At 68.8% G+C, this 17,353-nt stretch carries 26 protein-coding genes and 1 pseudogene; all 27 read right to left on the minus strand.

What is annotated here, in order from left to right; all coding sequences use genetic code 11:
• Positions 1–72: 72 nt before the first annotated feature.
• Positions 73–729 carry a nuclease-related domain-containing protein gene (locus tag ACU6P3_RS32445; protein ID WP_447198230.1) on the minus strand — a complete coding sequence of 219 codons (657 nt, stop codon included), beginning with the start codon at positions 727–729 and terminating at the stop codon, positions 73–75.
• Positions 726–1,160 carry a hypothetical protein gene (locus ACU6P3_RS32450; protein ID WP_447198231.1) on the minus strand — a complete coding sequence of 145 codons (435 nt, stop codon included), beginning with the start codon at positions 1,158–1,160 and terminating at the stop codon, positions 726–728. Before ACU6P3_RS32450 ends, ACU6P3_RS32445 begins: the two co-directional genes overlap by 4 nt.
• On the minus strand, positions 1,157–1,543 hold the full coding sequence (locus ACU6P3_RS32455) for a hypothetical protein (RefSeq protein WP_447198232.1): 387 nt from the start codon (positions 1,541–1,543) through the stop codon (positions 1,157–1,159). The genes ACU6P3_RS32450 and ACU6P3_RS32455 overlap by 4 nt, the downstream gene beginning before the upstream one ends.
• A 31-nt stretch (positions 1,544–1,574) precedes the next feature.
• Positions 1,575–1,937, minus strand: a complete 363-nt coding sequence (locus ACU6P3_RS32460; protein ID WP_447198233.1) for a response regulator transcription factor — start codon at positions 1,935–1,937, stop codon at positions 1,575–1,577.
• A gap of 53 nt (positions 1,938–1,990) precedes the next feature.
• Positions 1,991–2,647 carry a hypothetical protein gene (locus tag ACU6P3_RS32465; protein ID WP_447198234.1) on the minus strand — a complete coding sequence of 219 codons (657 nt, stop codon included), beginning with the start codon at positions 2,645–2,647 and terminating at the stop codon, positions 1,991–1,993.
• A gap of 148 nt (positions 2,648–2,795) precedes the next feature.
• On the minus strand, positions 2,796–2,993 hold the full coding sequence (locus ACU6P3_RS32470) for a hypothetical protein (RefSeq protein WP_447198235.1): 198 nt from the start codon (positions 2,991–2,993) through the stop codon (positions 2,796–2,798).
• 27 nt (positions 2,994–3,020) lie between these two features.
• Positions 3,021–3,194: a hypothetical protein gene (locus tag ACU6P3_RS32475; RefSeq protein ID WP_447198236.1), complete on the minus strand. Its 174-nt coding sequence runs from the start codon at positions 3,192–3,194 to the stop codon at positions 3,021–3,023.
• Between the two features lie 151 nt (positions 3,195–3,345).
• Positions 3,346–3,852 (minus strand): single-stranded DNA-binding protein, encoded by a 507-nt coding sequence (locus tag ACU6P3_RS32480; protein WP_447198237.1) that lies wholly within the window; start codon positions 3,850–3,852, stop codon positions 3,346–3,348.
• Positions 3,852–4,454, minus strand: coding sequence for a hypothetical protein (locus ACU6P3_RS32485; protein WP_447198238.1), 603 nt, complete (start codon positions 4,452–4,454; stop codon positions 3,852–3,854). Before ACU6P3_RS32485 ends, ACU6P3_RS32480 begins: the two co-directional genes overlap by 1 nt.
• Positions 4,455–4,975: 521 nt before the next feature.
• Positions 4,976–5,224: pseudogene (locus ACU6P3_RS32490) on the minus strand (WhiB family transcriptional regulator); the annotation flags it as partial.
• A 44-nt stretch (positions 5,225–5,268) separates the two neighbouring features.
• Positions 5,269–5,784 (minus strand): RusA family crossover junction endodeoxyribonuclease, encoded by a 516-nt coding sequence (locus tag ACU6P3_RS32495; RefSeq protein ID WP_447198239.1) that lies wholly within the window; start codon positions 5,782–5,784, stop codon positions 5,269–5,271.
• The gene (locus ACU6P3_RS32500) at positions 5,781–6,005 is read right to left on the minus strand and encodes a coiled-coil domain-containing protein (RefSeq protein WP_447198240.1); all 225 of its coding nucleotides are present in this window, start codon (positions 6,003–6,005) and stop codon (positions 5,781–5,783) included. The genes ACU6P3_RS32495 and ACU6P3_RS32500 overlap by 4 nt, the downstream gene beginning before the upstream one ends.
• Positions 6,006–6,219: 214 nt before the next feature.
• Positions 6,220–7,224: a DUF5131 family protein gene (locus ACU6P3_RS32505; RefSeq protein WP_447198241.1), complete on the minus strand. Its 1,005-nt coding sequence runs from the start codon at positions 7,222–7,224 to the stop codon at positions 6,220–6,222.
• The gene (locus ACU6P3_RS32510) at positions 7,217–7,837 is read right to left on the minus strand and encodes a 3'-5' exonuclease (protein WP_447198242.1); all 621 of its coding nucleotides are present in this window, start codon (positions 7,835–7,837) and stop codon (positions 7,217–7,219) included. The genes ACU6P3_RS32505 and ACU6P3_RS32510 overlap by 8 nt, the downstream gene beginning before the upstream one ends.
• Complete coding sequence (locus ACU6P3_RS32515; RefSeq protein WP_447198243.1) at positions 7,834–8,331, minus strand: hypothetical protein; 498 nt, start codon at positions 8,329–8,331, stop codon at positions 7,834–7,836. The genes ACU6P3_RS32510 and ACU6P3_RS32515 overlap by 4 nt, the downstream gene beginning before the upstream one ends.
• 124 nt (positions 8,332–8,455) lie before the next feature.
• Entirely contained in the window at positions 8,456–8,683 is a 228-nt protein-coding gene (locus ACU6P3_RS32520; protein WP_447198244.1) for a hypothetical protein, read from the minus strand.
• Between the two features lie 142 nt (positions 8,684–8,825).
• Entirely contained in the window at positions 8,826–9,065 is a 240-nt protein-coding gene (locus ACU6P3_RS32525; protein WP_447198245.1) for a hypothetical protein, read from the minus strand.
• 54 nt (positions 9,066–9,119) lie between these two features.
• The gene (locus tag ACU6P3_RS32530) at positions 9,120–9,455 is read right to left on the minus strand and encodes a hypothetical protein (RefSeq protein WP_447198246.1); all 336 of its coding nucleotides are present in this window, start codon (positions 9,453–9,455) and stop codon (positions 9,120–9,122) included.
• Between the two features lie 62 nt (positions 9,456–9,517).
• Positions 9,518–9,952 (minus strand): DUF6197 family protein, encoded by a 435-nt coding sequence (locus ACU6P3_RS32535; protein WP_447198247.1) that lies wholly within the window; start codon positions 9,950–9,952, stop codon positions 9,518–9,520.
• 110 nt (positions 9,953–10,062) lie between these two features.
• Positions 10,063–10,398 (minus strand): hypothetical protein, encoded by a 336-nt coding sequence (locus ACU6P3_RS32540; RefSeq protein ID WP_447198248.1) that lies wholly within the window; start codon positions 10,396–10,398, stop codon positions 10,063–10,065.
• 183 nt (positions 10,399–10,581) lie between these two features.
• The gene (locus tag ACU6P3_RS32545) at positions 10,582–10,929 is read right to left on the minus strand and encodes a hypothetical protein (RefSeq protein ID WP_447198249.1); all 348 of its coding nucleotides are present in this window, start codon (positions 10,927–10,929) and stop codon (positions 10,582–10,584) included.
• 9 nt (positions 10,930–10,938) lie between these two features.
• On the minus strand, positions 10,939–11,475 hold the full coding sequence (locus tag ACU6P3_RS32550) for a hypothetical protein (protein ID WP_447198250.1): 537 nt from the start codon (positions 11,473–11,475) through the stop codon (positions 10,939–10,941).
• Positions 11,476–11,697: 222 nt separating this feature from the next.
• Entirely contained in the window at positions 11,698–12,096 is a 399-nt protein-coding gene (locus tag ACU6P3_RS32555; protein ID WP_447198251.1) for a hypothetical protein, read from the minus strand.
• Positions 12,097–12,491: 395 nt separating this feature from the next.
• The gene (locus ACU6P3_RS32560) at positions 12,492–13,571 is read right to left on the minus strand and encodes a ParB/RepB/Spo0J family partition protein (RefSeq protein ID WP_447198252.1); all 1,080 of its coding nucleotides are present in this window, start codon (positions 13,569–13,571) and stop codon (positions 12,492–12,494) included.
• Entirely contained in the window at positions 13,568–14,731 is a 1,164-nt protein-coding gene (locus ACU6P3_RS32565; RefSeq protein ID WP_447198253.1) for a ParA family protein, read from the minus strand. Before ACU6P3_RS32565 ends, ACU6P3_RS32560 begins: the two co-directional genes overlap by 4 nt.
• 112 nt (positions 14,732–14,843) lie before the next feature.
• Positions 14,844–15,644, minus strand: coding sequence for a DciA family protein (locus ACU6P3_RS32570; protein WP_447198254.1), 801 nt, complete (start codon positions 15,642–15,644; stop codon positions 14,844–14,846).
• On the minus strand, positions 15,637–17,103 hold the full coding sequence (locus ACU6P3_RS32575) for a helix-turn-helix domain-containing protein (protein WP_447198255.1): 1,467 nt from the start codon (positions 17,101–17,103) through the stop codon (positions 15,637–15,639). The genes ACU6P3_RS32570 and ACU6P3_RS32575 overlap by 8 nt, the downstream gene beginning before the upstream one ends.
• Positions 17,104–17,353 lie beyond the last annotated feature (250 nt).

Here is a 17,353-nt window from a genome sequence, read left to right on the forward strand (position 1 = left end):
AACACGAGAAACGGCCCGCCCCCGATGTGGGAGCGGGCCGTATGCCTCCAAGGGCTCTCGTACTGTACGCGTCTACCCGGCCTCGGCGTAAGGCCGCAGGACCGCATCGACACGCCGGGCCAGGGCCGCCGCACGGCGCGCGTCCCGCGTTCTCGGGGCGGCCTCCAGGACCGGCAGCAGCCAGCCCGTGCCCAGCACGTGCACCGGCCCCGGCCACCCCGGCATGCGGGCCTCGAGCCGCCCGCCGGCAACCGTCGAGCCGTGCACGACGAGGAGCGGCCACACCGTCACCCCCGGCATGCCGAGCGCCGCCTGGACCGCTTGCGCGTACCCGGCGACTTTCTCGACCTGGTCGTGCCGGTCCTCGAGCCCGCAGTGCACCCGGCCCCGTACGAGGGTTGTGGGCCGGCCGCGGTGCCAGGCTTTCGTGTCAAGCACCACGACGGCGGTCCCGCAAGGGGATGCGAGGGCGTGGTCAATGTTGAAGCGGCGGCCCTGTAATCGGAGGTCGTGCCGTACGGTCCAGCCCTGCGCCTCGAGCTGGCGGAGCATCCGGGCGGTGGCCGTTTCGCCGGCCGCGCCGTGCACCCACCGTGCTGCTTCGGTATCAGCGCGCCGTACAGCGTGTCCGCGGAGCCCGAGCCACGCCAGGACCCGCCGCCACAGCCCACGCCGGGCCCGGGCCCGGATCGCGGCCGCGCGGGCCACCGCCGAGTCTCCTGCGCTCATCCTCGGGCCGCGTTCAGTCGGTCCAGAATCCACTGGGCATCGGACTCAGCGACGTGCGCGCCGCCCGCGCGGGCAATGTGAATTGTCGTGGGCTGCCCGTCTCCGTCACGGTCGGACGCAAGGTATGCGCCCCAGGGCTGCCCGTGGTCGGGCGGGGTGTGGCCGTCGGGGCAGTGCGGGCAGTTCATGTCAGCGTTGCCCCAGCCGACGGGCTCAGGGTCGTCCCAGACGATGACCGTGTGGCCGCCGTGTCCGTGAATGACCTCAGCGTCCTCAATGCGGTCCCAGTTGACGGTGGAGGCGCGGTCACCACGCCAGCGGAGCGAGGCGGTTCCGTCGGGCCAGAGAACGCCGTCGGCGACACGGCCGACGCCGGAGGCCCCGGTGACGTCGTGGTTGCGCTGGAGGTGGAAGCGGCGGGGCATGGTCATGACGGGTTTCCTAGCTGGCCGGTGAAGGCGTCGGTGTCGAGTAGGTGTTGGAGGCGGTCGGTGAACCGTTCGCCGAACTCGGGGCCGATACGGTGCGCGAGGGCGAGGAGTTCCGTGACGAGGGCCGCGGCGCCATCCTCGTTCATCAGGTAGAGGTTCCGGGCGCGTTCGGTGGTCTTGTTGATGCGGCCTTCGAGGAGCATGGCGAGGACGGTCTGCCCGCCGCGCGTCTCGACGAGGGTCACCGTGGTGTGGTCCAGGAGGACGGCGGTCCGATCGTCGAGGATCACGCCGTGCCGGTCGTGCGGGCCGCCGGGGCCGACGATGTCGCCGCCGGTCTTGCGGGGGTCGCCGCTGATACGGCGACTGTTCCTCTTACTCATTGACAGATCTCCTTGTGACGGTGGGTTACGTTCAGGCGGGTTGTACTGGCGGGTGCGGGTCTTCGGCCCGCATTCCGGCCATAGTTTGATCAAGCGGCCGTGACCGAGCGTCGCCATACCCTCGGTTTGCTCCCTCCGGCACGGCCACCTCGTCCGAGCCCAGAAGGCCGATCCGCAGGGCGACAGCGACCGCGTGCGTCCGGTCGCGCACCCGAAGCTTCCGTATCGCAGACCGCATCCTCGAGTTGACGGCCTCCGTACTGACGCCCAGGTGTCGGCCGATCTGCTGGTTGGAGTTGCCGTTCGCAGCCAGGCGCAGCACCTCGAGCTCGCGGGCGGTGATGTACGTACGGGGAACGGAAGGACGGCGCGCATGGTGCCGGGCCGGGTGCATGGACGAGGCGGGCCCGCCACCGGAAGGTGGCGGGCCCGCAGGAACGGCCGTGGTCACGACGTGCCGCCCGACTCGGTGTCGAGTTCGGCTTCGGGATCGCGCTTGGGGTCAGCGGGCACGGTGTCCCTGCCCCAGTTCGGGGCCCAGCCCGACTCGACAGCGTCCGTCAGCGTCCGCAGCAGGCCCTTGTAGGCGGTCAGCTTCTGCATGCACGCTTCCCGGTCCTGGCGCTCCCGTTCCGCGGTCTCCGGCTGCTCGGTCTTCCAGCGGGCGATGCTGCGTTCGGCGACATAGATGAGGCGGGTGTACGTGTCGATCCGCTCGCCGACTTGGCCCAACAGTGCACCGGGCGTCGCCCACTCATCCAGTACCAGAGAGGCACCCAACTCGGCGACCTCGCATGCGTGGCCGCCCGGGGCGAGAACGGTGACATGCGGTTCAACTGAGATAGCACGGTTGGCGACGAGCGAGTCCAAGGTGACGTGGTGCGTCCAGGACACGCCGATTCGCGCTCGGCCGTGCTGGTCCAGGATCCGGCCCGGAACGCCCCGCTCCTCGCCCATATCGGTGGTCCATCCGGGCGGCAGTTCGGCGTTCAGCAGGTCGGGGCGGTCGGGCCGTAACTCGCCGATGCTTGCTCCAATCTGTGTCAGGCAGGTGATGTGCTCGGCGGGGAAGCCAATGCGGGTCCTGGCCTTGGTGTTCGTCATGGCTGGTGCCTCCTGGTTGGTTACCGTGAAGGGGCCCGCCGCCCCGCGCCCGTCAGTGGTCACGGGCGTCGGGGCGGCGGTCATCGGCCAGCCGGTGGCCGGCCGGGTGTGCCACGCCGCTTGAGGCGGTCGCAGCGGCTTGGGGGGGCTACTGGTCGTGCGGGCCGCGTAGGGATGACTCACGTACGCGGCCCAGCCGGACGCCCCATACCGGGTCGCGCAGCTCGTAGTAGGGCTGTGTTCCGGTGGAGGTGTCGACGGCGATGATGTCGAACAGCCAGCTTTGGAAACGCGCGATGCTGCCCTTGTACTGGACCATTTCGTTGCGCTGGAATCGGGGCTTCATGCTGACTCCTGAAGAGAGGTGGGACTGTCAGGCGACGCGGTAGTTGCGCGGGTCGTATCCGAAGTCGGCCCACTGGGCGGCGTGCTGGGGTGCGATCTCGGTCAGGAGGTGCTCACGGACCTTGTCGGCGGTGTCGTCGGTGACGGTTTGTGTGGTGTCCGGGACGGTGTAGCCGTTGGGGTCGATGAGGCGAAGTTCCATGGGGTGTTCCCCTTTCGGGGTCTCCGGCCCGTTGTGCGGGTCGTTGTCGGCTGTGCCAGCCTAACCCATAATGTATTGCACGCGCAATACATTTACACCTTGGGGTGCCACCCAAAACCAAAGAGCCCGGCCCCGAAGGACCGCACCCTCTCTACCAACCCACGCCCATCAGAACGGCGGGAGGCTCCTCCCCGCTCCCCCAACCACCACCCCCGGCCGACTGCTGCCACGGATCCTCCACAGACGCCCGCCCCTGCGCCCGCCGCGCCTCCTCAACCACAGGCGGCACCTTCCCAGCCACCCGCGACACCACCGCCGTCGCACGCAACAACGACGGCCCCACCTCCTCCACCTCCAACTCGACCACCGTCCGCTTCACACCCGCACGATCCTCGAACGACCGCTGCCGCAGCCGGCCCTGCACGATGACCCGCATGCCCTTGGCCAACGACTCGGCAACATGCTCCGCAGCCTGACGCCACACCGAGCACGACAGGAACAGACCCTCCCCGTCCTTCCACTCCCGGGACTGCTTGTCGAACACCCGCGGGGTCGACGCCACCGTGAACTTCGCGACCGCCATACCAGCCGGCGTGTATCGAAGCTCCGGGTCCGCAGTCAGATTCCCCACCACGGTGATCACGGTCTCGCCTGCCATCAGGCTGCACTCCTCACATCGTCACGACCCATGCTCTTCTCGCGCGCCGGCGCCACATACACGCGGCGCCACGGCACCGGCCCACCTTCCTGGCGCGCACGAGCCTTGATCCGCTCCCACGCCCTCACCGCTGAATCCCCCGACATGTCCAGCCGGGCCCCGATCTCCTCCGCAGACAATGCCGTCCACTCCATCAAATGCCGGAGAGCCTCCCTGCGGCCTTCCTTGTCGAGGACCACCGACTCGCCCAGCAGGAACCGATCCACCACGTTCGCGCCCTCCGTGTACTCGGGCGGGACCGCGTCCGTCTGCGGCACCGCATCCGGGTCGTCGATCGTGTCGTCATCCCACGCCAGAGGCGGAACCCACCCCTTCCGCTCAGCCCACCGGCGGGTCTTCCATGAGCCGCCGACCGTCATTCCCAACCGGTCGTACGCGCGCCGAATCGACACGTCCCGCTCCACAGCCAGCGACAACCAATTCCCGGCAGCCAAGTCACTGACGAAATCCCTGGACAGGCCGCACGCGCTTGCGATCTCGTACTGGAAGTGCCCCAGCGCATACAAGGCACGGATCCGGCGCACCGCGCCGACCGACGACACGCACCCACGCGTGACCGGCTGCGACCCGCGAACCCCCAAAATGCTCTCCGCGGTCCCCCGCAGCGACGTCTTCCGAAGCCCCGACGCCAGGCCCGCAACCGTAGTCTCACTGACCCCCGCAGCGGCAGCGATCTGCCCATTACTCAACCCGGCGCTCTGAAGCGCAAGAACATGCTCCCGAACCGGTTCGGCAGGAACCGACCGCGGACGGCCCGCCATCCGGTCAAGGCGCCTCTCCGTATCCGCCCGGGTAGCGGCCTTCGTACACGGGACACAGCGGCACCCGTACGCGTACCGGTTCGAGGTGCCGACGTGGCCGGCCTCGAGACTCCTCATGCCGCCACCCCCATGCCCAGACGGGCCTCTTCCTGCCTCTTCTCCAGCACCGCGGCCACGTTGTTCACCGTCTGCACGTTCGTCGCCAGCTTCCGCGCGATCCGTCCCGGCGGCAGGCCGGCCGCCAGCGCCGCCTCGAACTCCGCGAGCTGCGTCGTCAGGATCCGCCCCACGGCACTCATCACCCGCGATTCCCGACGGTGCGCGCGACGCCGCTCCCACTCCGCCATACCGCCCCACACCCCCGAGTCCTGCCGCGTCTCCATCGCCCACGCCAAGCACTCCGCCATCACCGGGCAGCGCCGGCACACGGCCTTCGCCTCCTCGGCCTGGGCCTTCGCCCGGTCGGACATGCCGACAGGGAAGAACAGCTCGGGGTCTGCATCCCGGCAGATACCGCTGGTGCGCCAGTCTTCGGCGGCCGTCCCGGTCAGGGCGGGCGCGGCGGCACGTCTCGTGGGACGGCCCGTTCGGGTGGTCATGAGGGGTCTCCGTTCAGGGTGTAGAGGCGGATGAGCGCGCCGGGTCGGTCGAGGGCGTCGGGGTGCTCGCCGGGGTAGACCTTGCGGTTGTGGTTCTCGATGACGGCCCCGTCGTCCTTCCACGCCCGGGCTTTGGTGATCGCGTCGTATGTCGAGCGCTCGAGCTTGTCGATGTCGGGGGTGACGGCGGGGTAGGAGCGGCGCCGCTTCGGAGCCTTGATGGGCTTGGGCATGGTGAAGGTGATGTCGGCGCGTACGGGTCCAGCGAGGTACCGGGCGTCTCCGGCAAGGAGGGCGGCTTCGATGGCGGCTTGGACCTTGTCGCGCCAGGGCTTGACCTTGGTGGAGGACTCCCTCATGAGGGGGATGGTTCGGCCGGTCTTTCTGCTGCGTCCGTATCCGACGGCGGTCTTGCTTCCTTGGGGTCCTGCGATGCCGTAGACGTCGATGTTGATGCAGGGGGTGGGGTCCCATACGTATGGGCTGGTGAATTCGAGTGGGGTGGTGGTCACAGGCGGGCTTCCAGTTCGGCGAGGCGGGCTTCGAGAGCGGCGATGCGGGCGTTGGCGGAGTCTTCGGCGGGGAGTTCGCGGTTGGCGGAGCAGGTGCACCGGGTGAGGAGTCGGGCGGTGGCGTCTGTGCCTTGGTTGGAGGCGGTGCCCATGCAGCCGGGCATGACGTCGTCGTCGAGGTCGGGGCATCGGTGGCAGTGGGGTGGGCTCCGGTGGCTCATGCGGCGTACTCCTGTATGTGGATGGGGCCGTGGGGTCCGGCGCGGAGGTGGGTGGCGTGCCCGGGCGGGTGGCCGAGGTGGACGGTGTGGCAGTACCGGCAGCGGTAGGCGTGGAGGCGGGGGCCGCCTTCGCCTCGTATTTGTCGGGCTCGGCGGCGGGCTGCCCGGCGGCTGGGGAATCGGGTTTTGCCGTGGCAGCCCGCCAGGTAGCCGTTCATGGGGTGTTCGGGAACTCGTCCCAGGTGCGGCCGTCGAGTTCGCGGCCGGCCTTGCCCTTGCCGACGCGGCGCATCTCCCAGCGGTGGCCGAGGTCGTCGATGGGGTCGCCGACGTGTACGTGGCCCTTCTTGTGGGCGCCGATCGCCATGTAGCTGGTCGGGGCGTACTCTCCCCACTGCTTGAAGAGGTAGGGGACGCCTGCGTTCTGGCACTGGTCGCGGAGGGAGCGGGCCCAGTCGGGGCTCATCGGGCGGGCGCCGTGGCCGGACTCGCCTCCGACAACGACCCAGTTGAGTCGGGGCCCGGTGACGAGCGGGTGCATCTGGAGATCGGTGGCCGTCGTCCTGGGCTCGCCGAGGCCGGGGCGGCCGGTGAGCCAGTAGGTGAGCTTGGGGCGTCCGCGTCCGGGGATGATCGGGCCGTTGAGGTCGATGGGGCCGAGGAGGGGTTCGGCGCTGATCCAGCGGACGGCAGCGGCAGTGTCGAGGAGGGCGGGGATGCGGATGTCTGCCCAGTGCTGATTCTCGACGCTCACCCCGAGGTGCACGTTGGGGAGAGGCCAGAAGGCGTCGTACAGGGCCTGCGCGGTTTCCTCGTCGGATGCGGCTTCGAGGAGGTTCTGCCCGCCGTCGATGTGGCTTCCGAGCAGCGACCGCATTCGCCCGTGCCGCTTCGTCAGGATCTGATACGTGTGCTGCGGCGTGCGAGCCATGGTCGCGAAGACGCGGGCGATGTACTCGTCGGGGATGTCCTTGTGGAACAGGTCGGACATACTGTTTACGAAGACGCGCTTGGGCTTGTGCCATTTGAAGGGAAGGTCGAGTCGCTCGGGGCGGAGGGTGATGTCGAAGCCGTTCTCGAAGTGGTGCCCCTTGGTGCCGCGCCAGCGCTCGGCGAACGTCTCTGCGTAACACTTCTCGCAGCCGGGCGAGACCTTGTCGCATCCGGTGACGACGTTCCAGGTCGCATCCGTCCACTCGATGGTGCTGGTGTCAGCCATTGCGGTTCTCCTTTGTGATGGCGTCGTAGACGTCGCGGGCCCAGCGGGCGTCGCCGAGGGCGGTGTGGGCGGTGTCGGGGCCGGGGGGTTCGACGCCGACGGCCCGGGAGAGGCGGCGTGAGGAGTACGGCAGTGCCACAGTCGAGTCGGACCCCGGGTACTGGGTGGTGTCGGTCGCGCCGTGGATGTAGCCGGCGGCCAGAGTGGCGATGTCGACTGGCCGGTAGTGCCACTGTGCGGAGCCGGGGCCGAGGAGCTTGCGGAGGAAGCGGTCGTCGAAGCCGGGGTTGGAGCCGACGAGGACGGCACCGGAGAGGACGTTGCGGATGGCATCCGTGACGGCGAGACGGGTCATGGGCAGGACGGGCCCGTCCTCGTAGCCGGTCCACGCGGCTTCGGCGTTCGGCGGGACCGCGAACCTCTCCAGGTAGCGGCCAACCTCCAGCGCTTCCTTGTCGGCGGTGGCGAGGTTGGAGCGGATCTGCCACAGGTACTCGGTGTCGGCAGGCTCGTTGTCGTCGAAGCTGCGGAGGATGACGGCGACTTCCCAAGCGTCTCCGAGGTCGACGCTCAGGTGGGTGGTCTCGGTGTCGACGAAGGCGAGATTGATCACGGGTGGGGGTGCTCCTTGGGCTGGTCGTTGCTGAGGTCGGTGGAATCGAGGGGTTGGGTGTCTTCGGCGAGGCGTACTGCGGTGGCGAGGGGGTGGATGCGGTGCCGGCCGTGGCGGGCGGTGCACGTGGCGACGAGGTTCTGGATGCCGTGGAGGTCGTGGCCGGTGGTGATGGGGTTGTCGTGGTGGGCTCCGGCGGGGCAGGGGGTGAGGGCCCGGAACGGGGTGGGGCCGGTGGGGGTGTGGATGAGGTGGGTGCCGTCGTGGAGGTGCGCGCGGAGGGTTCCGTCGGGTTGGGGGGTCCAGGCGGTGACGGGTATGTGGGGGAGGTCGGCGAGCCGGGCCGTGTAGGCGGCGGTCATCTGTTGGACGGTGATGAAGTCGGGGGTGACGGGTCGTACGGGCAGGGCGGGGGTCGGCGTGGGGCGGGTCGTGGTGGCGGCGGGCTTGGGGCGGCGGGTGCGGGTGGTCTTGCCGGTCCGGGTCTTGCTCACGGCTGTTCTCCGTCCTGCGGCGGGTCCTTCGGGGTGGTGTTGCGGGTGCCGAGGCCGTGCTGGGAGGCGTAGATCATGGCGGCGGCTACGACTCCGAGCACGGCGGCGATTCCTTCGGGCCAGGTCACGGGGCGCTGATCGGCTCGGGCTCGGGCTGGTCCTCGCGGAGGCCGGTGAAGTGGTAGCGGCGGATCGTCGCGGAGGCGGCGTCGGCGGTCTCGCGAAGAACCTGGGTGCGGTGAGCCGCGTCGTGCTCGGCAAGGTACGACCGGGCGTCCTCCGGGTACATGGCCGCGGCTTCGATCAGTGCCCCCACGATGTACTGGCGACGTACCTCGTTACGGGAGTTCATCGAGCACCGCTCGTGGGCTTGGGGGCGGTTTTCGGTGTCGGCTGAAACCGCTTGGCGCGGGCATGCTCGTTTCGCAGGTCAATCTCGCGCGCCTTCTCTTCTGGCGTCAGTACGGGGGGCTTCGGCCTCGGCTTCATGTTCTTCATCGGGTCTGCCCCTGCTTCGGGTTGTGTGCGCCGTTGACGGCGGTGGTGTGGAGGTAGCCGTCCCAGTAGCCGGCGGCGTAGAGCGGGTCGTGGTCGTCGGCCATTTCGGCGCGGGCCCGGGCGCGGCGTTCGGTGAGGCCGGTGATGGCGGCGAGTTCGCCGTCGGTGTAGCCGGCCTCCCAGCGGTCGTCGGCGTTGTCGCCGGTTCCGGCGGGGGCGATGGTCATGGTGGTCATGGCGTGGTCCGTTCCGGGGCGGGGCCCGGGGCAGCACGCCCCGGGCCGGGGTGGTCAGGCGGAGTCGGTAACGCCGCGGTCGGGCGCGGGCCGATTGGTGGAGCAGGGGGCGCAGGCCGGGACGCCGCAGTCGCGGCCGTTGGCATGCTCGGTGTGGACGGTCCACGCGTAGCCGTGGTGGAGGACGACGGCGTAGGTGACCGGGTCGTGCTCGCTGGTTGAGTTGAAGTGGAGCTGGGCGAAGGTGGCGTTCAGTTCGTTCGCCCGGTTCAGGGCGCCGCCGAGGGTCTCCATGTCGTAGATCTCGTCCATGCCGGAGACCCAGACGGACCATTCCTGGTCCTTGTATCCGAGGCGGGTGGGCTGGTTTCCGAAGAGGTTGGTGGGCATCAGGTGGCGCTCCGTTCGGTGGTCATGGCGTGGGGTCTCCGGTTGCGGTGGAGGAGCGGGGTTCAGGCGGCGGCGCGGTGCGTGGGGATGTCGGTGAGGGTGTCGGCGGTCTGGGCGGCGCGGTGGAGTGCGCCGATGGCCTCGGACACGGTCGGGGCGGGCCAGCCGCGGTCGGGGTTGGGGGCGTATGAGGCCCACCAGGCGAGGTGTTCGATGTGGTTGTCGAGTCCGGTCTCGTCGTCGGTGGGCGGTTCGGTGGGGAGGACGGCGGACAGCATGCGGATGGCGTCCATGGCGGGCTCGTTGGTGGTGATGAGGAGCAGGGCCTGGTCGTCGTCGGTGAGGAAGGCGTTGGGGGTTTTGCCGGTGACGGCGCGGAAGATCGCGGCGTTGAGGTCGAGCTGGCCGGTGTTGGAGGCGAAGTGGTCGCCGGTGTGGAGGCCGTGGTAGTTGAGGAGTTGGGCGGCGGTGCGGAGGATCGTGCCGGTGCTGGACATGGGTGTCTCCCGGGTACGGCGGCGTGCTGCGAGGTGGGGGTGTCACCCGGCCCGGGGAGCTACTGCGCACTGTGGGTGTGGTGCTCGACCCGGGTCGGGGGCTGAGAGGGCTATTCGGCGTGCCCAGTGGGGTGGTCGTCGGTGCACTGGGGGCACTGGAGGCGGCCGAGGTTGTAGCCCTGGGGGTCTTCGACGGTGTGGAGGCCGGGGGCGTCGGCGTCGAAGATGAGTCCGCAGTCGCAGGGGCAGGCGCACTTGAGGATTTCGTTGTAGCGGACGCCGGTGATGCCGGTGATGGCGATGAGCGCGGTCATGAGGGCTTCGTATTCGGCGGCGTTGGCGGTGTGGTCGGCCTGTTCCATGAGCCGGTCGAAGGCGCTCTGGGTGTTGGCGGGGAGGGTGTTGTAGTCGACCGTGGTGGTCCGGGCAGGGCTGATCACGCTCATGGCGGAGCTCCTGGGTGGGGTTACTCGACCAGCCCCTGTTTGTGGGGGTCTGGCCTTGTCGGCTCTGCCAGCATAAGCCTAAATGTATTGCACGCGCAATACATTTGATGGTGTGAGTGTGAGGAAGCCCCCGCCCCGGGGGTAGTGGGCGAGGGCTTCCTCGGTCTCAACGCAGCGCGGGGCTCAGCCGCTGCGCGCGATCATGTCGCGGTGGATCTGCTGCATCTCCGTCCAGGACACCGCCGTCTTCCCTCCGATCCGGTCCGTCATCAGACGGTTCTTCCGTATCCACCGGCGCAGCGTGGACTCCCCCTTGGGGTGTCCCGTCTCCGCGAAGAGGGCTACACACTCCTCGACGGTGACCATGTCGACGTACGGGCTGAGACTGTAGACGGCCACGGGGCTGTCTCCCATCGACTCGACGGCCACAGTTCGCAGCTGACGGCGGCCGATTCGGCGGGCGGGGCCTTCCTGCCAGGGGGCCCGGGGCTTCATGGTGCTGGTGGTGCGGTTGTGATGCTTGGTAGACACCCCAACCTGTCAGACGGTTGCCCTCTCCGCCGCGTTTTTCTGCCGGGTGATGTGCTCGTGCGCAAGTCGGCTGAGCCCCCAGGTGCTCGTCATGCCGTCCGCGTCGAGGCAGTCGAGGTTGGAACAGGCGGCGCGGCGGGCCGTGGCACGCCAGAAAAGGCCCCAGCATCCGCAGGCGGGGCACGGGTGGCGGCGGATCACCTTGTAGTCGCCCATGGCGATGGCGTGCTCGAGCGCCTGCCGGTAGATGACGGTTTCGCGGGCCTGCCGTTTCTCGGCGTCGAGGTGGCGGGTGTTGTTCCGCCACCAGGCGTAGATGCCGTCGGGGAGGGTGGGGGCCGGCTCGGCGTCGGGGGCGTCACGCTCGGCGTGCTCGAGGACTTCGGCTCGGCAGGCGGCCATGTGGTTGATGATGCCGAGGTTGAGAGGGGCCCGGCCTTCGGGCGAGGACACTCCGCGGCCGGCGGGCCCGGTGCGGACGGGTTCGATGTAGTGCTCGGCGAGGGTGCGCAGTCTGCTGGCGGCGGTGTCGTCTCCCGTATCCATGGTGTCCCCGTCCCCTAGGCGGCCCCCCTTGGGGGCGCAGCGGTACGGACCGGGTTGGTTCGGGGCGTGCGCCGGGGAGCCGGAAGCGTTTCCGGTGGATTCCGGACGCCCCACTATGGCACGCGCATGGCCGAAGTTGAACAGACTGTCGCTATTGATCAGCAGGTAGCTACCGCACCCTGTCGGTTCGTCACGCCTGAACCCGTTTTGGGGTGGTCGGATTCAGACACGGCCGGGCGCGTCACGCATGCCGTGAATCATCCCGGCCAGCGCCCGGTGCTGGACGGCCTCGATGACACCTTCGACTTGGGCGCCCTCGAGCATGAGGAGCACGGCATCGAGGGTGGCCGTGTACACGGTGCTGGTGGCCGTGTCGGCCAGGGTGAACCCGCGGCTGATGAGGATGGCTTCGATCGTCTCGGCGAGCTGCTGCTCCGGACTCGGCCCGTCACCCAGGCCGTCGGGGCCGGCCGGGGTTCCGGCGTCGCCTCGGGCGTCGGCGGACGCCGGCCGGGGCGCGCGGGCGGTGCGCCGGTCGTCGAGACGGATGACGTCACCGGGCATGCTGCCGGGCTTGTCGGGTGTGGCAGATGTGGGGTCTGCCGCAGGCATGGAGGACATGGGGGTGTCTCCGCTCTCCGGCAGAGGGAAGGGTGCAAGCACAGTCGCCCTGGTCCTGCCCGGGCCCGGGTCTCTGTTCCTGGGGCTGCCGCCGGACCAGACCCAGGGGTGTCACTGTGGCAGCAATCCGGCCCGGCGGGTAAGGGTGTCCTGAGTATTGATACGACTCTGCCGGTTGGTCCAGGCCACGCCCTGCCACGGCCGGCCGGGTATGAGGAAGCCCCCGCGGGCCTTCGGGGCGGAGTTTTGCCGACAACACCCGTCGGGCCCTGCGGGGGCTCGAGACCTCACGAGCGCGTGCCCGTCAGATGACGGCGATTGTAGTCCGCCGGACAGCCACGCAGGTAGCCACCCCGCAGATCCTGCTCCTTCTGCATGGCTGGCTTGAAGCTCAGCTACGCCTGCCTGTCGTTAAGGATCTTCGCGAGAGCCGCGAAGTTCTCTGGCGTCATCCATTCTTGAGCAATGTTGGCGACTTCCTCCGGGTCGCCCCACGGGATGGCGCCCTTTGTGACCAGGGTGGGCAGGGCCGGTTTCGTCGTAGCAGCCGGAGTACGGGGTTCTGACCTGGTCGCCGGCTCCGGCATGGAGGACTCGGCGTTGCTCGAGGAGCCCTGGCGTTCCGCCGAGGACATTGCCGGCGCCGTTGGTTGGGCTTGGCCAGCCAGAGGGCTCGGGTTCCCCGGGATTATCACGCCGTGATAATCGCTCCCCGATTCTGCGGACGCCGTCGGTGGAACCGTTTTGGTTTGAGGTGCTGACCGCCGGGCCGCAGATACTGCACGCTCGTCCGCCTTCTGCTTCTGCTCCTCCGGAGACAGCTTGCCCAGGTTGCGTACGTGCTCCACCTTCCGCGTTCCGGTCAGCAAGTCGGCCTGAAGTTCCGGACTGAGCTTCAGCAGTGACAGCTTGGTGGACAGTGTCCCCTGCGGGATGCCGAGCCGTTTGGCGGCCTTCGTCTGGCTTCCGTAGAAGTCAACGAGTTGCTGAAGTGCTGTGGCCTCTTCGAGGTCAGTCATGTCGTCGCGGTGGTAGTTCGCGACGAACGCGGCCTCGAGGAGTGCTTCGTCTGTGGCAACGCGTGCGTCATCAACTCGGACCGGAATGGTGGCGTGCCCGACTTGGCGGGCGGCTTCAAGCCTTCGGTGTCCGTCAACGACGAGGTACTGGGATCCGTCCTCAAGTTCGGCGGCCCTGCCGGGGCGCTTCGCCAAGTAGGCATCGACGGTGGCAACAACGATTGGGAGAAGAACGCCGACTTCGCGGACACTCTGTACCGTCTCCTCCAGGTTGCGGAGGTGGTCGCGGGGGTTGTCGGGGTTGTCGCTGATGACGGTGACCGGTAGTTCGGTGATGGCCGCTGTGGCTGCGGTGGCGCCTCCCACGGTGTTCTCGATAGCGCTGCGCCGTGAACTGCGTGCTGTCCGAGCCCTTCCGAAGGCGGAGGAGCCGCCGAGGGTGTCGGCCTTGCTCATCGTGATGCCCCCTTGGCGATCAGCCTCATGGCCTTGGCCTGTTCGCTGTGCGGTGCGTACGACAGCAGGGGCTTGCGTACTCGGACAGCTTCGCGCTGCTCTTTGAGGTCGTTGATGACGACCAGGACGGGCGGGTCTCCGAGGGCCTTCCAGTCGGCCAGGGAGGATGTGGCGACGTAGCCGCGGCGGCTGTCGTAAAGGTTGACGACCAATCCGAGGTAGTCGACGTCGAGGCTTAGGTCGTCGCGGAGGTCTTCGATCTGCTGGGCGAGCATTTCGTAGGCGGTCGCGGAAGAGTCTTCAGCGAGGACCGGGATGATGACACCGGATCGTCCAGGCTTTTCCCCGCGGCGGCGCCGGCCGTAGTACAGGGCGGCGTCCATGGCGATACCGAGGCTGGGGGGGCAGTCGATGATGACGACGTCGTAGTTTCCTTCGACGGGGCGGAGCGCAAGTTCGAGGGCTGCTTCCTTCTGGAAGCCGCGTTTCTGGGTCGCGACGACTGCAATACGCGGGTCCAGGAGGAACCCGTCGAAGCAGGCGGGCAGAAGGTGGAGGCGCTTCTCGAAGCGTGGATCGTCTATGACGACGATGGCATCAGCAAGGTCTCCTTCGCCTTCGCCACACATGTGGGAGACGAGGCTGTCGTGACCGGGTTGGATCTGAGGGATAGCGAGTTGCTCACTGAGGTGTCCTTGCGGGTCGTAGTCGACCAGAAGGACTCGTTTACCTTCCTCGGCGTACGCCTGGGCGATGCCGGCGGACACGGCGGTCTTCCCGACTCCGCCCTTCTGGTTCCCAACGATTTTCCGTTCGGGCTCGGTTTCCGTAGTGCCGTGCCGAGGAGAGGGGTGGTCTTGAAGCCACCGATGGACGGCTTGGGCCAGGCCCTGGATGTAGGAGATGTCTCGGTCTCCGCATGTCGCCTTGAATTCGTCGTACAGGCCGGCGGGGAGCCAGGTGCTGAAAGATTCGGCACCTGTGGTCTCTACTGAGGCCGCTCCTTCAGCGTGCTCCCGCCACGTGACGATGGCGGTGGTGACGGCGTCTTGGATGTCCAAGCTGAGTTCAGCGGCGCGGATCTTGAGCGTCTGACGGAGCGCGGGGGGCAGCTTGGACGCCACCTTTTCCCGCTCTCCCTGGGGGTATGGAGAGGCCATGACGTCACCTTACTGACCTCTGGGGTGTAAGTGTCACCTGGTTCGCCGTTGATGACCCAGTTTCATCCAGCCGGGCTCGTGATTATCACGGCGTGATAATTGCCCTCCTGGATCACGCGGTCTCGAAGAGTCGGCGTACGGGCTGAACGTCCCCGGAGCGTTCGCGGGCGGCCCTGGCTCGGGCGGCTCGCAGCGAGGCGTCCAGGCTGTCGTCCGGTTGCCCAACCGTCAGTTTCTCCGCAGCGGCGATGGCGTCGGTGAACGCGGTTTCGGGTTCGCGGTGGGCGGGGTCTGCGAGTGCGTGGTCGCTGGCCTGGATGGCGGCGCGGAGGTGCGGGTTGGTGGGGCCGGGGTCGGGCTTGTGCTCAAGGTGGGCGGCGAGGGCGAGGTGGTAGCCGGGGGAGGCGGTGTCGCGGGTCCGGACGGGTGCCAGGCTGATGGGCGTGGTTGGCTGCTCGGGCACGGATGCGGTTCTGGGCTGGGTGATGGGGCCGATGGGCAGGACGCGGATGGAGCGGACGACGGTCCGGCCGAGCTTGTCGTTGATCTGCTTGGCGAGCTGTCCGCCGAGGAGCCGGAGCTGTGTTGCGTAGGCGGGGGTGGAGGGCCGGAGGTCGAGCCGGCCGCGGTCTGGGTCGAAGCCCTCGGCGGCGATGAGCCCGTCGTACTGCGGGCACAGGACCGTCCACTGGTCGAGGATGCTGCCGCCGTGCAGGCCGACTTCCCAGCCCTGTTCGGCGTTGATGCGGCTGATCGCGGTGGCGAGGGTGATCGGGTCGCGGCCGCCGGGCCGGTTGCGGCGGATCCGGGCGGTCTTGCGTGGGGTGGTGGGACGGGTGCCGGCGGTGGCCTTGTAGGCGGCGAGGGCCTGGCGGGCGAGGTCAGCGCCGGACCCGGCGGGGTGGTCAGGCATAGGTGGTGGCCTCCTGCCAGGGCTGGGTGATGCGGGCGTTGGTGGAGTGCGCGGCGAGGGCGCGGTCGACGAGCCGGTTGGTGTAGAGGCGGCGGGCAGCTGCTTCGCCCATGACGGGGATCGCTTCCCGGATGAGGTGGAGGTTGGCTTCGGCGGCGGCCCGCAGGTCGATGACGTCGGCCGGGTCGATGGCCTCGATGTCGACGTGGTGCGTCTCGTCGCAGTGGTACTCGACGGCGTCGTCCAGGTCGGCGGGGCTGGGCTGCGGGCGGCTCCGGGTGACGGCTTCGCGGAGGATCCGCTGGACGGAGGCGCGGGCGGGCCTTTCGCCGAGGGTTTCGTAGCCGCTGTGACGGGCGTGCTCGGCGGCCCGGGACTCCTGCCAGGCCAGAACTGCGGTACGGCGCTTGCCGGGGGTGTTGTACAGCAGGTGGGCGCCCTTGAGGCGGTGGGCGAGGATCCCGGACGGGCGGCGCACCTGCTGGCGGGTCAGGGGCATGGCTTCGGCGACGGCCTGGACCTCGAGGACGGTCCATCCGGCGTCGGCTACGTGCCGGGCGATCCACGCGATGCGGTCCCGTGACGCGCCGGCGAGCCACGGCACCTGGGTGATGAGTTCGCGGGCGAGCTGCTTACGCCGCCCGACCTGGTTCAGCTTCCTCGCCACGGGGGTGGCGCGCTTGGGCTGCTGGGGGGTGGGGGAATCGTGGTCCCCGCTTGCGAGATCTGTGTCAGAGGGAAGCGAAGTAGTACCGGTAGTTGTCCCCGCTGAGGTACCACCCTGCATTGGGGTGCAAAGCGACCCTGCGGATCGGGTGCGCTTCCGGGGCCGGCGGCGGGTCTTCCGGGCGGCCTTCTTCGCGAGCTTCCCGATCAGGGCCCGGCCCTTCTCGGCGATCCCGACCGGGACCCGGGTGTAGGCGGGGGCGGTCTCGTCGCGCTGGATGGTACGGATCCCGAGGGCCTCGTCGAAGGCGACGGGGATGATCCGCTCGAAGACGCTGGCCCGGTTGACGCCCCGACTGATGCGGGTGCCCTTGCTGCGGTATGCAAGGAGCCCGGCCTCCCGGAGCATCCCGAGGTGGTACTGCACGGTCCTCTCGGAGATTTTCAGCTTCCGCGCGAGGTAGGCGACGGACGGCCGGCACTCGCCGAGGGCGGAGATCTCCTTGGCAATGAGGATGGTGGTGGGCCCCCAGCCGGGACCGTGGGTGCGGGACGGCTTGTAGAGGCCGCTGCCGCCGACCCAGTGGACGGACTGCATCCAGGAGTGGGGGCAGGTGGCGATGCGTCCGCTGGTGGTGTCGATCCACTGGTCGCCAGGGGCGACACGGAGGGCATCGGGGGCCGTCGAGTGGTGGTTCTTCTGGCACGGGATGCCGCCGTTGGCGGGGGAAATAGTTCGCGAATCGCCCGTGCGGGCGCGCGGAAGCTGACAAGAGGCGTCGGCGTACGGCACTATGTACCCGTCCTGTTCTGGGAAGAGTGGGGACAGCGAAGAGCCCCGGTGGGGACTTCGCGGGGTTCGCGCAGAACCTGTAGGTCGCTCGAACACTCGGGCCCGGTCGCCAAACCGGATCTGAAGTTCGGGCCTTAGCTCGGTCGCCAAACCGAGCCGTCGGATACGGCCGCGCACGGTGCGCCAACACCAGCGGCCAGCGGTAGAGGAAGTGCCCCCGCCAAGGGGCCCAGGACCTCCCGCTCGTACG

This window comes from Streptomyces hebeiensis (assembly GCF_052983195.1).

What these genes read in the sequence shown, in the direction of transcription:
- ACU6P3_RS32465 (WP_447198234.1), bottom strand. Translation starts at nt 2,647, where the DNA reads ATGACGAACACCAAGGCCAGGACCCGCATTGGCTTCCCCGCCGAGCAC.
- ACU6P3_RS32445 (WP_447198230.1), bottom strand. Translation starts at nt 729, where the DNA reads ATGAGCGCAGGAGACTCGGCGGTGGCCCGCGCGGCCGCGATCCGGGCC.
- ACU6P3_RS32455 (WP_447198232.1), bottom strand. Translation starts at nt 1,543, where the DNA reads ATGAGTAAGAGGAACAGTCGCCGTATCAGCGGCGACCCCCGCAAGACC.
- ACU6P3_RS32535 (WP_447198247.1), bottom strand. Translation starts at nt 9,952, where the DNA reads ATGTCCAGCACCGGCACGATCCTCCGCACCGCCGCCCAACTCCTCAAC.
- ACU6P3_RS32480 (WP_447198237.1), bottom strand. Translation starts at nt 3,852, where the DNA reads ATGGCAGGCGAGACCGTGATCACCGTGGTGGGGAATCTGACTGCGGAC.
- ACU6P3_RS32500 (WP_447198240.1), bottom strand. Translation starts at nt 6,005, where the DNA reads ATGAGCCACCGGAGCCCACCCCACTGCCACCGATGCCCCGACCTCGAC.
- ACU6P3_RS32520 (WP_447198244.1), bottom strand. Translation starts at nt 8,683, where the DNA reads ATGAACTCCCGTAACGAGGTACGTCGCCAGTACATCGTGGGGGCACTG.
- ACU6P3_RS32525 (WP_447198245.1), bottom strand. Translation starts at nt 9,065, where the DNA reads ATGACCACCATGACCATCGCCCCCGCCGGAACCGGCGACAACGCCGAC.
- ACU6P3_RS32450 (WP_447198231.1), bottom strand. Translation starts at nt 1,160, where the DNA reads ATGACCATGCCCCGCCGCTTCCACCTCCAGCGCAACCACGACGTCACC.
- ACU6P3_RS32475 (WP_447198236.1), bottom strand. Translation starts at nt 3,194, where the DNA reads ATGGAACTTCGCCTCATCGACCCCAACGGCTACACCGTCCCGGACACC.
- ACU6P3_RS32570 (WP_447198254.1), bottom strand. Translation starts at nt 15,644, where the DNA reads ATGCCTGACCACCCCGCCGGGTCCGGCGCTGACCTCGCCCGCCAGGCC.
- ACU6P3_RS32505 (WP_447198241.1), bottom strand. Translation starts at nt 7,224, where the DNA reads ATGGCTGACACCAGCACCATCGAGTGGACGGATGCGACCTGGAACGTC.
- ACU6P3_RS32530 (WP_447198246.1), bottom strand. Translation starts at nt 9,455, where the DNA reads ATGCCCACCAACCTCTTCGGAAACCAGCCCACCCGCCTCGGATACAAG.
- ACU6P3_RS32560 (WP_447198252.1), bottom strand. Translation starts at nt 13,571, where the DNA reads ATGAGCAAGGCCGACACCCTCGGCGGCTCCTCCGCCTTCGGAAGGGCT.
- ACU6P3_RS32550 (WP_447198250.1), bottom strand. Translation starts at nt 11,475, where the DNA reads ATGGATACGGGAGACGACACCGCCGCCAGCAGACTGCGCACCCTCGCC.
- ACU6P3_RS32555 (WP_447198251.1), bottom strand. Translation starts at nt 12,096, where the DNA reads ATGTCCTCCATGCCTGCGGCAGACCCCACATCTGCCACACCCGACAAG.
- ACU6P3_RS32565 (WP_447198253.1), bottom strand. Translation starts at nt 14,731, where the DNA reads ATGGCCTCTCCATACCCCCAGGGAGAGCGGGAAAAGGTGGCGTCCAAG.
- ACU6P3_RS32460 (WP_447198233.1), bottom strand. Translation starts at nt 1,937, where the DNA reads ATGCACCCGGCCCGGCACCATGCGCGCCGTCCTTCCGTTCCCCGTACG.
- ACU6P3_RS32470 (WP_447198235.1), bottom strand. Translation starts at nt 2,993, where the DNA reads ATGAAGCCCCGATTCCAGCGCAACGAAATGGTCCAGTACAAGGGCAGC.
- ACU6P3_RS32540 (WP_447198248.1), bottom strand. Translation starts at nt 10,398, where the DNA reads ATGAGCGTGATCAGCCCTGCCCGGACCACCACGGTCGACTACAACACC.